Raw genomic sequence first — 14,022 nt, 5'->3', positions numbered from 1 at the left:
CCTTAGAGGTTGTCTTTCGCTACTTCGAAGTGAACGGAGAGCAGCCAGGCTTCTTCTTCAGGGAGATTGCCGAACTGCGCGACCACTTCTCGGGCAAGCGTCATTGAATCTTGTGAAATTTCTTCGAACAGGCTGGCATCCACTTCGGGCAGTGGTTCACCGGTCACCGACCGATGCGCCATCGCGCGGACATGAGAGGTCAGCATCTGCTCCTGTACTGCATTGGGGAGGATGTTGTGGCGGCTGAGCAGCGCAAAGGTCTGCTTCAGCATGGTATCGGCAAGTTGTTCTGTCTGAACTGCCTGGTCCCCAACGTCGTTCATTACCGCTCCGTTAATCACTCGTCTTACCCCGTTAATGTCTCTGAGATAAAAGTAGCGTTGGGAACCTGGAGTTTGTAGACAGTTGTTTTCCACTTCGAAGTGGAAAGGAAACCAGCAGCAGTGATCTGTGCCACATAATTGCTGTGAATAAGTTCGAATGACTGGAATTACGTGATGAATGTCACAGGGATTAACGGCAAATCGGGGCGTGGTGCAGCGAAAAACCTTGCGAGCCTTCTCGTAAAAATGTGACGCCGATAAGGTTTGCTTATGAAAAAACGCTAAGATGCGTGCGGGTGCTTGAGACTTTCCGTCTCAGGCATGGGACGGAAAGTGGAAAGCCCCATCTGACTATAAATCAAGATGGGGCCCTAAACTTCACGTCGCACCGTGGAGGTTAGCGCCTTACCTGCAGAAGCAAGGAGGCATCCATTTTTAACGGTACTTTTTATGGTAGGTATTGCGCGTCGTCACAAAGCCGTCAGCGGCAGCCTGCGCCTCTTTCACTTTGCCTTCGTTCGCCAGCTTCAGCGCGCCATCGATTTGCCCGACCAGCGTATCCAGGCCGTGGCGGAAATCTTTCATTTCGGCGCTGTCAGCCGCTTTGCCTTCCAGCTTCGGCGGCGTCTGCTTCTGCGCATCCAGCGCGGCGGCGCGCATCTTGCTCAGCGCGTCCTTCATGTCCGCGGCGTTATCGGTCTTCTGTACAATCTTCAGGTTCTCGTTGAGGGTATCCATATCGTCTTCAAGATCGGCGGCAAAGACGTTTGCCGTGCTGAGGACGAGGGAAGACACCGCTAGCATCGCGAGGAGTTTTTTACGCATTGCTCACTTCCTTTTTTGTTATTAACGGCGCGGCAGGTCGCGCCAATAAGTGAATCATTGCCCGGCGATTTTCATCTCCGGCAACAGCACAGAACCACACTGAATATTGCTACGTGTTTCAATATCGTCGGCGATGGTGACAATATTGCGCCACATCTCTTTTAGATTTCCGGCGATGGTGATTTCGCTCACCGGATATTGAATTTCGCCGTTTTCAACCCAAAAGCCAGACGCACCGCGGGAATAATCCCCCGTTACGCTACTGACACCCTGCCCCATCAGTTCCGTCACCACAAGACCGGTGCCCATTTCTTTTAGCAACTTTTCAAAACTCAGGCCGCGCCCGGCAATGCGCCAGTTGTGAATGCCGCCTGCGTGACCGGTACTTCTGAGGCCCAGCTTGCGTGCGGAATAGTTGGTCAGCAGCCACTGGGTGAGAATGCCGTCTTTGATGATGTCGCGGCGCTCAGTGCGTACGCCCTCGCTGTCGAACGGCGTGGAGGCCAACCCTTTCAGCAGATGCGGATGCTCTTCAATGGTCAGCCATTCCGGCAGGATCTGCTTGCCGAGCGAATCCAGCAGGAAGGTAGATTTGCGGTACACCGCGCCACCGGCAATCGCGCCCACCAGGTGGCCAAACAGCCCGGTTGCCACTTCATGGGCGAAAATCACCGGTGCTTTCATGGTCGACAGTTTCCGCGGCGCCAGACGCGCCAGCGTGCGGCGCGCGCACTCTTCACCAACCCATTCCGGGGATTTCAGATCGCCAATCGCCCGGCCGATGGTGTACGCATAATCGCGCTCCATTTCGCCATTTTCTTCCGCGATCACGCAGCTGGAGAGCGAATGGCGGGTCGAGCAGTAGCTTTGCAGCATGCCGTGGCTGTTGCCGAATACTTTGATGCCGTAGTGACTGTTAAAGCTGCCGCCTTCGGTATTGGTAATGCGTTTATCCGCTTTGAGCGAGGTTTGTTCAGCGCGGGCCGCCAGTTCGATAGCCTCATCCGGGGAGACTTCCGCCGGGTGGAAAAGATCCAGATCCGGCGCGTCAAAGGCCAGCAGATCTTTATCCGCAATGCCCGCGTAAGGGTCGGCGGAGGTGTAGCAGGCGATATCCAGCGCTGCCTGCACGGTGCGGGCAATCGCCTGCGGACTTAAATCGGTGGACGAGGCGCTGCCTTTGCGGTTCTGGTGATACACCGTAATGCCGAGTGCGCCATCGCTGTTGAATTCGACATTCTCCACTTCACCGTAGCGCGTGCTAACGCCAATCCCGGTGGTTTTCGACACCGACACTTCGGCGCCATCTGACTTGCCCGACGCCAGTTCCAGCGCGGTAGAGACCGCTTCCTCCAGGGCTTTACGCTGCTCTGCAACTTGTGTGATTACTTTCATCGTCAATGCCATAATGTAAAGAGAGTTTCAATGAAGTCTAACAGAGAACCGTTTTCCAGTGCGCGCCTTAACTGGTAACATGTGCCTCTTTTTTTAAGGAGCCTGAGATGACCAAGCAGCCCAAAGACTGGCTCGACGATGTGCCCGGTGATGACATCGAGGATGAAGATGATGAGATCATCTGGGTCAGTAAAAGTGAAATTAAACGTGACGCCGAAGAGTTAAAACAGCTTGGCGCGGAAATGGTCGATCTGGGTAAAAACGCGCTGGATAAACTCCCGCTCGACCAGGATCTTCGTGACGCCATTGAGCTGGCACAGCGTATCAAGAAAGAAGGCCGTCGCCGTCAGTTGCAGCTGATTGGCAAAATGCTGCGTCAGCGCGATGTCGATCCGATTCGCCAGGCGCTGGATAAGCTGAAAAACCGCCATAACCAGCAGGTGGCGCTATTCCACAAGCTGGAACAAATCCGCGATCGCCTGATCGACGACGGTGACGAGGCAATGACGGAAGTGCTGAACCTGTGGCCGGACGCCGATCGTCAGCAAATGCGCACGCTTATCCGCAATGCGCAGAAAGAAAAAGAAGGGAATAAGCCGCCGAAATCCGCGCGCCTGATTTTCCAGTATCTGCGCGAGCTGGCAGAGAACGAAGGGTAAATGATGGCCCGGTAGCAATGCGCCACCGGGCTTATTTTTACTCTGTGACTTCTGCTTTTTTCGCCAGACCATCCAGCAGTTTCTGATGGATCCCACCAAAACCGCCGTTGCTCATCACCAGAATGTGATCGCCTGGCTGCGCGGATTTCACAATCATCTCCACCAGNCCGCCACCTGCCACGGAATATGCTGCGGCTGCAGCAAATAGACTTCGTCAGCGCGGCCCAGCGACGGCGCCAGATCGTTTTTGCTGATGCCCATTTTCATGGTGTTAGAACGCGGCTCCAGCACGGCGATAATCCGCGCCGTACCGCCCACTTTGCCGCGCAGCGCCTGCAGCGTTGCGAGGATTGCCGTCGGGTGATGGGCAAAATCGTCATACACGCAGACGCCGTTGGCTTCACCGCGCAGCTCAAGGCGGCGGCGGGCGTTGATAAACGACCCCAGCGCGTTGGCCGCATCGGCAGGCGTAACGCCCACATGACGCGCGGCGGCAATCGCCATCAGGCCGTTGTTCATGTTGTGTTCGCCCACCAGCGTCCACTTCACCTGACCCACGATTTCGCCGTCGAGCAGCACGTCCCACTCGGACGCGTCAGTGTTCAGCTTTTTCGCCTGCCAGTGCCCCTGCTCGCCTACCAGCTCCTGCTCGCTCCAGCAGCCCATCGCCATCACCTGTTTCAGGTTAATGTCGTTTTCCGGCAGGATAATGCGCCCCTGCCCCGGCACGATGCGCACCAGGTGGTGGAACTGTTTCTGAATCGCTTTCAGATCATCAAAGATGTCCGCGTGGTCAAACTCAAGGTTGTTGAGCACCAGCGTACGCGGGCAGTAATGCACGAATTTAGAGCGTTTGTCGAAGAAGGCACAGTCATATTCGTCTGCTTCGATGACAAAGAACGGGCTGTCGCCAAGACGGGCAGACACCTCGAAATTACCCGGTACGCCGCCGATCACAAAGCCCGGCTTGTAGCCGCAGACCTCTAAGATCCAGGTCGCCATGCCGGCAGTGGTGGTTTTGCCGTGGGTCCCGGCAATCGCCAGCACCCAGCGATCGCGCAGCACGAAATCATGCAGCCACTGCGGCCCGGACATGTACGGAATATTCTTCTCCAGCACCGCTTCCACGCACGGATTACCGCGCGTCATGGCGTTGCCGATAATCACCAGATCCGGCTGTGGATCGAGCTGAGCAGGATCGTAACCCTGAATTAAATCAATACCTTGTTTTTCCAGTAACGTGCTCATTGGCGGATACACGTTGGCGTCCGAACCCGTCACTTCGTGACCCAGGGTACGCGCCAGCATTGCCAGCCCACCCATGAAAGTGCCACAAATTCCCAAAATATGAATACGCATGCGTTACGTCCTTTCTTTTAGCTGGCGCGTATTTTACTCATATGTTCGACAGCAGCGAAACGCATTTCAGTTAAATCCGTATTTTGCTGGCGCGATTCACCTGTGCGCTACTATTTGAATCTTTGTTAAGATTGTTGCGGTCGCTTTACTCCACATAAAATGCAGGGAAAGTGTTATGAAAACGTTAGGTGAATTTATTGTCGAAAAGCAGCACGAGTTCTCTCATGCTACCGGTGAGCTCACTGCTTTGCTGTCGGCAATAAAACTGGGCGCCAAGATTATCCACCGTGATATCAATAAAGCCGGTCTGGTCGATATCCTGGGTGCCAGCGGTGCTGAAAACGTGCAGGGCGAGGTTCAGCAGAAGCTCGATCTGTTCGCAAACGAAAAACTGAAAGCTGCACTGAAGGCGCGCGATATCGTCGCAGGTATCGCGTCGGAAGAAGAAGACGAGATCGTGGTCTTTGAAGGCTGTGAGCACGCGAAATACGTCGTGCTGATGGATCCGCTGGATGGCTCATCCAACATTGATGTTAACGTTTCTGTTGGCACCATTTTTTCAATCTACCGCCGCGTAACGCCGGTCGGCACCCCGGTGACTGAAGAGGATTTCCTGCAACCGGGCAACAAGCAGGTGGCTGCCGGGTACGTGGTTTACGGCTCCTCCACCATGCTGGTTTATACCACTGGCTGCGGTGTGCACGCCTTTACCTACGATCCGTCGCTGGGCGTCTTTTGCCTGAGCCAGGAGCGTATGCGCTTCCCGGAGAAAGGCAATACCTACTCCATCAACGAAGGCAACTACATTAAATTCCCGATGGGCGTGAAGAAGTACATCAAGTTCTGTCAGGAAGAAGACAAGGCCACCCAACGCCCGTATACCTCACGTTATATCGGTTCGCTGGTCGCGGATTTCCACCGTAACCTGTTGAAAGGTGGGATTTATCTCTACCCGAGCACCGCCAGCCATCCACAAGGTAAACTGCGCCTGCTGTACGAGTGCAACCCGATGGCTTTCCTTGCCGAACAGGCAGGCGGTAAAGCCAGCGACGGTATCGGGCGTATTCTGGATATTATTCCGGACAGCCTGCACCAGCGCCGTCCGTTCTTCGTCGGCACCTGCCATATGGTGGAAGATGTGGAACGCTTTATTCGCGAGTTCCCGGACGCGTAATGTCTGCGTTGCTGACCCTCTTCCCGACAGGGAGAGGGTCAGACTTTGACACTCAGATCGCGCCTGCGCTCTGTAATCTGAACGACGCCATCGCTTCAAGCAGCTCCTGCGATTGCTCTTCGAGCGAACGCGTTGCCGCGGACGACTGCTGCACCAGCGCCGCGTTTTGCTGCGCCGTTTCGTCCATCTGGCTGACGGCGATATTCACCTGTTCAATACCGCGGCTCTGCTCCTGCGACGCGCTGGCGATTTCACGCATCAGTTTGGTCATGCGCAGCACTTCGGTGGCGATTTCATCCATCGTTTCACCCGCCTGCTGAGCCAGCTCGCTCCCTTCACCCACGTGACTGCGGGAATCGCTGATCAGCTGACGAATTTCTTTCGCGGCATCCGCACTGCGGCTTGCCAGAATACGCACTTCACCGGCAACCACCGCAAACCCACGGCCCTGCTCGCCCGCACGCGCCGCTTCCACCGAAGCGTTGAGCGCCAGAATATTCGTCTGGAAGGCGATGCCGTCAATAACGCTGAGGATATCGGCGATACGATCGGAACTGCTGGCAATATCACGCATTTTTTCAATGACGTAGCAGACCATTTCGCTGCCACGGTCGGCGGTATCAGAGACCGCTTTCGCCATCTGGTGCGCCTGTTCTGCGTTGTCGGCGTTCTGCTTCACTGTGGCGGTGATCTCCTCCATGCTGGCCGCCGTCTGTTCGAGCGACGTCGCCGTGGATTCCGTCCGCTGCGCCAGGTGCATGTTACCCGCCGCCAGTTCACGGCTGCCGGTGTCAATTTGTGAGCTGGCGTCGCGCACGCGTGATACAGAGGTCATCAGCGACTGACGCATTTCGTCGATCGCCGCGTTGAGGCGGTTAATTTCGTGGCTCGCCTGTTTGTCAGTTTCCCAGGTGAGATCCCCGGCGGCAACGTGCTCTAACTGAGCGATAGAGGCATTCAGCGGCTTAAGCAGCATCTGGCGCAGCGCCATCCAGGCCAGCACAATCACCCCGGCGGTCAGCAGCGCGACGACGACGATAAACAACATCACGCGATTTTTGCTGCTCTGCACGGCGCTGACCTCGGCTTTGCCACGCTGATCAACCCACGCCTGAAACGCCTGCATGTCGTTATCAAACTGGCGGGAAACCGGGATCAGGTTTTTCTCCAGCAGATCATAATAGCCGTCCGCGCTCTGTTTGTTCAGCGCGTCCAGCATCGGCTTGAGTCCCTGTTCGCTGTAGCTGGCGTAGCTGCCAGCGACCGTTTTCAACAGTTGATCGCCCTGCTCATCCTGCATCGGCGTACTGAACACGGCGGATAATACTTTCTGCGCCTGCGCCACTTCCGTATTGATATTTTTGACCGCTTTGGTGGCGTCATCCAGCATCCCGATTTCCATCAGACGCACCGCCTGACCCGCTTCGTTACGCGCGCGCAAAATCAGGGTATAACCTTCGTTGAGACGCACCATCTGCTCGCCCTGGAGCTGATTGATGCGCTGCAAAGAGGAGGAACTTTGAGAGAGGGCATAAATGCCCATGCCGCTCACCAGCAACAGCAGGAGCGTCATCACGGCGAGGACAGAAAGCAGGCCGGTTCGAATCGATAGCGTTTTTAGCATGATGTTATTTCCGGTAGCAGGGGACTTCGGCATAAAATAAATTTATCGGCTGCTACCGGAAAAAGTTTAGTTTTAATGCGATTTCAATATGTTACCGGGTTGTTGCGTCAACCCGCGTCACAGGCGAGCTCTGGCGATTTTCCCACAGGACCGTCAGGCCACGCTGCAGGGCAATGAAAATGAATAACAAAATGCCGATGGCGATCTTCGTCCACCACGAACTGAGCGTGCCGTCAAAGTTAATATAAGTCTGGATCAGCCCCTGAATCCCCACGCCGAACAGCGTGCCCAACACCGTACCGACGCCGCCGCTGAGCAGCGTGCCGCCAATCACCACCGAGGCGATCGCGTCCAGCTCCACGCCAACGCCCGCCAGCGCATAGCCCGCCTGGGTATAGACCGAGAAGACAATGCCCGCCAGCGTCGCCAGCCCGGTAGAGAGCATATAGATGCGAATGGTGGTGCTGCGCGTGGAAATCCCCATCAGATTAGCCGACGTCGCGCTACCGCCGATGGCATACACCTGATTCCCAAAGCGCGTGCGATGTGCGAGAAAAATCCCTATCACCACGACAAACAACATCAGCAGACCCATCGCGCTCAGGCGACCGCCGCCAGGAATGGTCCAGGCGAGATCGGAGAGCGTGTCGTACACCGGATGGTTAATCGGAATCGACTCTTCCGAGACCAGATAACTGACGCCGCGCAGGAAGAACATCCCGGCGAGGGTGATGATAAATGCCGGAATTTTGAGTGCGTCGATCAACAGCCCCATGAACGCGCCAAAGGCGCAGCCCATCGCCAGCACCAGTGGAAACGCCAGCAGCGGCGAGATCCCCCAGAAGCCGATCGCTTTTGCCAGAAACACGCCGGTGAAGGCGATCACTGAACCGACGGAAAGATCGATGCCACCGGAGAGGATCACGAAGGTCATGCCGACGGCAATAATCCCCAGAAAAGCGTTATCAGTCAGGATATTGCAGATCACACGCGTCGAGGCAAATCCCGGGAACTGCGTCAGGCAGTAGATATAGCCAAGGATAAACACCCCGAGCGTAATCATCAGCGGTAAATTACGTTTGATCATGGCGGCGGATCCTTTTCAGTAAGCTGATAAAACGCGGCGACTGGACGATCAGGACGCAGAGCACCACCACCGCTTTCACCACCTGGTTGAGCTCCGGTGGGAAGCCGGAAAGCAGGATGCCGGTATTCATGCCCTGAATAATCAGCGCCCCGACGACCGACAGCAACAGATTAAAGCGCCCGCCCATCAGCGAGCCGCCGCCGATGACCACCGCCAGAATAGCGTCCAGCTCCAGCCACAGCCCGGCGTTGTTGGCATCAGCGCCACGAATATCTGCGGCGACGATGGTCCCGGCAATTGCCGCACAGACGCCGCTCAGCACATAGGTCAGCATCACCACAATGCGGGTATTCACCCCGGCGTTTTTCGCCGCGCGAATGTTGATACCCACCGCTTCGATAAACATCCCCAGCGCGGTTTTGCGGGTGAACAGCCAGAAGACAATCAGCGTTACCAGCGCGATGATCACCGGTGTCGGGAACAGCAGCATATTGCCGCTGCCGATCCACGACAGATGTGGCGCGTCAAAGGTGACGATTTGCCCGGCGGTGATCAGTTGCGCCACGCCACGCCCGGCGACCATCAGGATCAGCGTGGCGACGAAAGGCTGGATTTTGAGTATCGCCACCAGAATGCCGTTCCACANTCACTGGCAGCGAGTGCCCGGCCACGGCCATCGATGCCGCCGTGGCGCCCGCGATGGCCATCACCGCCCCCACGGACAGGTCAATGCCGCCGGTGGCGATCACCAGCGTCATGCCAATGGCAAGCAGCGCGACCGGGGCGGCGCGGTTAAGAATATCAATCGGGCTACCGAACAGGCGCCCGTCCTGAAGCACCACCTGGAAGAAATGCGGCGCCACCAGGCTGTCGACCACCAGCACCAGAATCAGCGCCACAATTTGCGGCATCCCGGTGGGCCAGCGGAAACGGCGCTTTGCGGCGTCCGTTTGCGGAAGGGATTGAGGCATCACGGTTTACTCCTTATGCCGCAATAGCATTCATGATCGCCGGGACCGAGAGCGCATCCAGCGGGATCTCCGCGACTTGCTTACGATCGCGCATGATAATCACCCTGTCGGCATAACCCACCAGTTCCTCCAGCTCAGACGAGATCACCAGCAGCGCCAGCCCGTCGGCGCACAGGGTTTCTATCAGGCGGATAATTTCGGCGTGCGCGCCCACGTCAATACCGCGCGTTGGTTCGTCGAGGATCAGAAACTGCGGGCGGGTCAAAAGCCAGCGGGAGAGCAGCACTTTTTGCTGGTTGCCGCCGGAGAGAAACTCAATCGGCTGCTCCCCGCTGGGCGTACGGATGCCAAGCTGGCGAATAAAACGTTCGGTGATCTCATGTTGTTCGCGCCGCGGGATTGGCCGTAACCAGCCGCGCTGCGCCTGCAATGCCAGAATGATATTTTCCCTGACGGACGCCGCCGCAATAATGCCATCGGTTTTGCGATCTTCCGGGCAGAATCCGATGCCGAGGCAGGACGCCTGATGCGGCGACCGCAAAAGCTGCTTTTTCCCTTTGACCCACGCCGTGCCGCTGTCGGCAGGCTTGATGCCGAAAATAACTTCTGCGGTTTCGGTACGACCGGAGCCTAACAGGCCCGCCAGCCCGACGATTTCACCAGGGCGAACCTGTAAATCAAAGGGATCGATGGTGCCTTTTTTGCCAAAGCCTTCAAACGCTGCCACCGGTTTTTCACTGAGCAACGTGCGCCCGGCGCGCTGTAGCGCCTGATGCTCAAGTTCACGCCCCAGCATCATTTTCACCAGTTCAATTTGCGGCAGTTCGCGGGTTTCCCGGCAGCCGACGAAACCGCCGTTACGTAGCACGGTAATGCGATCGCTGACCTGGTAAACCTGATCGAGAAAATGGGTGACGAAGATCAGGCTGACGCCCTGATCGCGCAGCTGGCGCATCAGGCCGAACAGCATCTCAACTTCTTTGGTGTCGAGACTGGCGGTCGGTTCGTCGAGGATCAGCACTTTGGCGGAGAGATCAATAGCACGACAGATCGCCACGATCTGCTGCATCGCCACCGAAAAACGGTTAAGCGGTTCGCGAACGTCGAGGGAAAAACCGTAAGAGGCCATCAGATCGGTGGCGCGTTTTTCCATCTCTTTGCGCCGCAGGAAGCCGAAACGGCGCGGTTCGCGACCAATAAACAGGTTATCCGCCACCGACATGTTCGGCAGCAGGTTCACTTCCTGATAGACGGTACCGATGCCCAGTTGCTGAGCATGTGCGGTATTTTTTGGTGAGATTGGCTGACCTTCCAGCCAGATGGTGCCGCGATCGGCATGATAAACCCCGGTCAGGGCTTTGATGAGCGTAGATTTCCCCGCGCCGTTTTCGCCCAGCAGCGCCATGATTTCACCACGCCGCAGACTGAAGTCGACATTATCTAATGCCTTCACGCCGGGGAAGAATTTGCTCAGGCCTTCCGTTCGCAGGATCTCCTGATGATGGATTGATTCAGTCATTACCGGCTCCCCCAAGGTTCCCTACCCTGACCCGCTTCCAAAAAGGGAGAGAGCCTGCGACGCCTCTCCCCTCAGGGGAGAGGGCCAGGGTAAGGGGTGATCCACAATCAGTAACCCATATTTTTCTTCTTCTCTAACTCTTCTTTCGCCGTGTCAGGCAGGTAGAGCGTCGATTTGGTCAGCGTGACTTTCTCCGGCATAGTGCCGTCTTTCTTGAACTTCTCAAGCGCATCAAACGCCGGGCCAGCCATATTCGGCGTCAGCTCTACGCTGGCGTTCGCTTCCCCGGCAATCATCGCTTTATAGATATCCGGCACGCCGTCGATGGAGCCCGTGAGGATATCTTTGCCCGGCTTCAGACCCGCTTCTTTGATAGCCTGAATCGCACCGATCACCATGTCATCGTTATGGGCGTAAACCATGCAAATATTCTTGCCGTTGTTTTCCGCTTTGATGAAGCTCTCCATGACTTCTTTCCCTTTACTGCGGGTAAAGTCGCCAGACTGAGAACGGATAATCTTGATATTCGGGGCTTTGGCGATCGCTTCCGCGAAACCTTTCTTACGGTCGATCGCAACGCTCGCGCCAACCGTCCCCTGCAGTTCCACGACGTTACACTGCTTGCCGTCAACGGTCTTGATCAGCCAGTCGCCAATCAACTGACCTTCCAGCACGTTGTTGGCGGTCACGGTGGTCATATAGAGAGAATCGTCTTTTACATCAATAGAACGGTCGAGCAGGAACACCGGGATTTTTGCCTCTTTCGCCTCTTTCAGCACCGGTTCCCAGCCCGTTGCCACCACTGGCGCGATGAAGATAGCGTCGACGCCCTGAGCGATAAAGGAGCGTACGGCTTTGATCTGGTTTTCCTGTTTTTGCTGTCCATCAGCGATTTTCAGCGTGATGCCGCGTTTTTGGGCTTCACTTTTCGCGACGTTGGTTTCAGCGGCTCGCCAGCCGGACTCAGAACCGACCTGCGAAAATCCTACGGTCAAAGGAGCAGCCATCACCATAGACGACATGGCTGCGGAAACTGCTGTGACAAGAAGTAAGCGCTTCCACATAAAGGTATCCTCGTAGGGTTATTGTTGGATAAAACTTCGCCTGCGGGATAAATATAGACAAGCCGGAATGTAACAGAATGCGTTACATCACACTTCAGAAAAGTGGATAAAATGTTAATCACATATTTGTAATCGTTTTCATTTCACTATGAAAAAAGCGGCTGAGTTTATGGATTTTTTTGCCATAAAATTCGTCTGAAAAGAACACTATCAGTGCGATGAAACGGAAAACAGGCGAAGACATTCCTGATGAGTTGGCTATAATACCGGGCACAAGATTGCCTCACATTTTTAAGGAAACAGACATGAGCTTACTCAACGTCCCGGCGGGTAAAGATCTGCCAGAAGATATCTACGTCGTTATCGAAATTCCGGCTAACGCAGATCCTATCAAATACGAAATCGACAAAGAGACAGGAGCACTGTTCGTTGACCGCTTCATGTCTACTGCGATGTTCTACCCGTGCAACTATGGTTACATCAACCACACCCTGTCTCTGGACGGTGACCCGGTAGACGTGCTGGTTCCGACCCCGTACCCGCTGCAGCCAGGTTCCGTGGTTCGCTGCCGCCCGGTTGGCGTACTGAAAATGACGGACGAAGCCGGTGAAGATGCGAAACTGGTTGCGGTACCGCACACCAAACTGAGCAAAGAATACGATCACATTAAAGATGTGAACGACCTGCCGGAACTGCTGAAAGCGCAGATCGCTCACTTCTTCGAGCACTATAAAGATCTGGAAAAAGGCAAATGGGTGAAAGTGGAAGGCTGGGCCGACGCTGAAGCGGCTAAAGCTGAAATCATCGCCTCTTTCGAACGCGCTAAGAAGTAATTCTTCCCGCTGCTGAATGTTAAAACACCGCCTCCGGGCGGTGTTTTTGCTTTACGAGGTCAGTCAATAATCGCTTGTACGCGTAGTAACACGTCTTCAATCACTTCCCCCGTCGCAGTTGCCACCTTTTTCGCCTGTCGGGCGTGAAGATCTAACATGCGCAACTGATTAACCAGTACCACGCCATGCACATCACCATCGGTAGTGCTCACCGGTACGGTAAAACCCGCATAACGCGCGAAACTCCCGCCCTGCGTGATAGGCGCAACCAGTACGGTGCCGAGCTGATTGAACGCTTGCGTCGACAGCACGAGCGCTGGCCTGCCTGCGCCTTTCTGCTCATGCCCGCTCGCGGGATCAAACCCCACGATGACGATGTCGCCCCGCTGATAATGCGGGCGCGTTACCATACTTCGTCACCAACAGGACCATCGTTGCCCCAGATATCCTCTTCACGAATAGCCGGTGCGCTCATATCACATTGCGCCAGCAGCTCGTCCAGCGAATAGCGTTTGCTGACTGGCGTGAGCACCAGTTGTTTATCTTTCACCATCACCTCCATGCTTTGTCCCGGCGTTAAGCCGAGTTCTTTCATCACTGCACCGGGAATCACCATGCCTGCACTGTTTCCCCATTTCTTAATGGTTATACGCATCTCGTCCTCCAGAGTTAGACAAAGTATAACCCAGAAAGCGGAGATGGCATTGTGTGCTTCGCCACAAAAGAAAACCAGCGTTGAATTCAGACAAAAAATGAAAGCTGAAGGCGCTGTCCGGCGAGGAAGTGAAGGTAATTTTATTGCAGAAAAAAATGTGCAGAGGATCGCAAAAAAACGACGCCACCCGAAGGTGGCGCGTTTTTTTAGTTCTGGTTTCTGTTTAACCAGTTCCCGCTTTCAATCAGCGTTAACCCGTCGACCGGACGTTGGTACACGTACATCCATGCACTTCCGTACGGTGTCTGAATCAAATGGCGAGCGTACTCTCCGCCCTTGGTGCGCAGCGCATCAAGCTCGGCAAGGGTCGAGGCGTCGATACGATAAACTTCACCCTGTACTGTGCCCTTTCCCGGCACCGCGCCTGGATAGTGGCCCAGACNNCATGGTGCCCCCCCAGCCACTGGGCGTTGGTCATCCAGTGGCTGTTGCCTTGTTTGCGTCGTAAACTGCCGTAAACAAATATTCGCATTG

The 14,022-nt window shown here is 55.5% G+C and carries 12 protein-coding genes and 3 pseudogenes; 3 read left to right on the top strand and 12 right to left on the bottom strand.

Annotated elements, in window-relative coordinates; translation table 11 throughout:
- Window positions 1-2: 2 nt before the first annotated feature.
- The 3 genes from GM30_RS10950 to pmbA form a co-directional block, all read right to left on the bottom strand.
- Window positions 3-341: a glycine dehydrogenase gene (locus tag GM30_RS10950; protein ID WP_124965936.1), complete on the bottom strand. Its 339-nt coding sequence runs from the start codon at window positions 339-341 to the stop codon at window positions 3-5.
- Between the two features lie 417 nt (window positions 342-758).
- The gene (gene cybC / locus GM30_RS10945; RefSeq protein WP_049848644.1) at window positions 759-1,148 is read right to left on the bottom strand and encodes a cytochrome b562; all 390 of its coding nucleotides are present in this window, start codon (window positions 1,146-1,148) and stop codon (window positions 759-761) included.
- Window positions 1,149-1,202: 54 nt separating this feature from the next.
- A complete protein-coding gene (gene pmbA / locus GM30_RS10940; protein ID WP_049848643.1) occupies window positions 1,203-2,555 on the bottom strand; it encodes a metalloprotease PmbA in 1,353 nt (450 codons plus the stop codon).
- Window positions 2,556-2,650: 95 nt separating this feature from the next.
- On the opposite strand from pmbA, the gene yjgA reads away from it, so the two are divergent.
- Complete coding sequence (yjgA, locus tag GM30_RS10935) at window positions 2,651-3,202, top strand: ribosome biogenesis factor YjgA (protein WP_049848642.1); 552 nt, start codon at window positions 2,651-2,653, stop codon at window positions 3,200-3,202.
- Window positions 3,203-3,239: 37 nt separating this feature from the next.
- On the opposite strand, the pseudogene mpl reads toward yjgA, so the two are convergent.
- Window positions 3,240-4,561, bottom strand: a pseudogene (gene mpl, locus GM30_RS10930) (UDP-N-acetylmuramate:L-alanyl-gamma-D-glutamyl-meso-diaminopimelate ligase).
- 175 nt (window positions 4,562-4,736) lie between these two features.
- Between mpl and fbp the strand changes: the two are divergent.
- Window positions 4,737-5,735 carry a class 1 fructose-bisphosphatase gene (gene fbp / locus GM30_RS10925; RefSeq protein WP_049848641.1) on the top strand — a complete coding sequence of 333 codons (999 nt, stop codon included), beginning with the start codon at window positions 4,737-4,739 and terminating at the stop codon, window positions 5,733-5,735.
- Window positions 5,736-5,787: 52 nt separating this feature from the next.
- Here the strand turns inward: fbp and GM30_RS10920 are convergent, their stop codons facing one another.
- The 5 genes and pseudogenes from GM30_RS10920 to ytfQ form a co-directional block, all read right to left on the bottom strand.
- A complete protein-coding gene (locus tag GM30_RS10920) occupies window positions 5,788-7,359 on the bottom strand; it encodes a methyl-accepting chemotaxis protein (RefSeq protein WP_049848640.1) in 1,572 nt (523 codons plus the stop codon).
- Window positions 7,360-7,450: 91 nt separating this feature from the next.
- A complete protein-coding gene (gene yjfF / locus GM30_RS10915; RefSeq protein WP_049848639.1) occupies window positions 7,451-8,446 on the bottom strand; it encodes a galactofuranose ABC transporter, permease protein YjfF in 996 nt (331 codons plus the stop codon).
- A pseudogene (gene ytfT / locus GM30_RS10910) lies at window positions 8,433-9,417 on the bottom strand (galactofuranose ABC transporter, ATP-binding protein YtfT). Before ytfT ends, yjfF begins: the two are co-directional and overlap by 14 nt.
- A gap of 13 nt (window positions 9,418-9,430) precedes the next feature.
- On the bottom strand, window positions 9,431-10,936 hold the full coding sequence (gene ytfR / locus GM30_RS10905; RefSeq protein WP_049848638.1) for a galactofuranose ABC transporter, ATP-binding protein YtfR: 1,506 nt from the start codon (window positions 10,934-10,936) through the stop codon (window positions 9,431-9,433).
- A 107-nt stretch (window positions 10,937-11,043) separates the two neighbouring features.
- Window positions 11,044-12,000: a galactofuranose ABC transporter, galactofuranose-binding protein YtfQ gene (gene ytfQ / locus GM30_RS10900; RefSeq protein ID WP_049848637.1), complete on the bottom strand. Its 957-nt coding sequence runs from the start codon at window positions 11,998-12,000 to the stop codon at window positions 11,044-11,046.
- 305 nt (window positions 12,001-12,305) lie between these two features.
- On the opposite strand from ytfQ, the gene ppa reads away from it, so the two are divergent.
- Window positions 12,306-12,833, top strand: a complete 528-nt coding sequence (gene ppa / locus GM30_RS10895) for an inorganic diphosphatase (protein ID WP_049848636.1) — start codon at window positions 12,306-12,308, stop codon at window positions 12,831-12,833.
- A gap of 59 nt (window positions 12,834-12,892) precedes the next feature.
- Here the strand turns inward: ppa and GM30_RS10890 are convergent, their stop codons facing one another.
- The 3 genes and pseudogenes from GM30_RS10890 to GM30_RS10880 form a co-directional block, all read right to left on the bottom strand.
- The gene (locus GM30_RS10890) at window positions 12,893-13,243 is read right to left on the bottom strand and encodes a type II toxin-antitoxin system ChpB family toxin (RefSeq protein ID WP_049848635.1); all 351 of its coding nucleotides are present in this window, start codon (window positions 13,241-13,243) and stop codon (window positions 12,893-12,895) included.
- A complete protein-coding gene (locus GM30_RS10885) occupies window positions 13,237-13,488 on the bottom strand; it encodes an AbrB/MazE/SpoVT family DNA-binding domain-containing protein (RefSeq protein WP_049848634.1) in 252 nt (83 codons plus the stop codon). Before GM30_RS10885 ends, GM30_RS10890 begins: the two co-directional genes overlap by 7 nt.
- Before the next feature lie 206 nt (window positions 13,489-13,694).
- A pseudogene (locus GM30_RS10880) lies at window positions 13,695-14,020 on the bottom strand (gamma-glutamylcyclotransferase family protein).
- Window positions 14,021-14,022 lie beyond the last annotated feature (2 nt).

It is taken from the genome of Trabulsiella odontotermitis, from assembly GCF_001188485.1.
Classification (GTDB): domain Bacteria; phylum Pseudomonadota; class Gammaproteobacteria; order Enterobacterales; family Enterobacteriaceae; genus Trabulsiella; species Trabulsiella odontotermitis_A.
The sequence above is the reverse complement of the archived record's forward strand: the minus strand, read 5'-3'. Positions and strand labels throughout refer to the sequence as shown.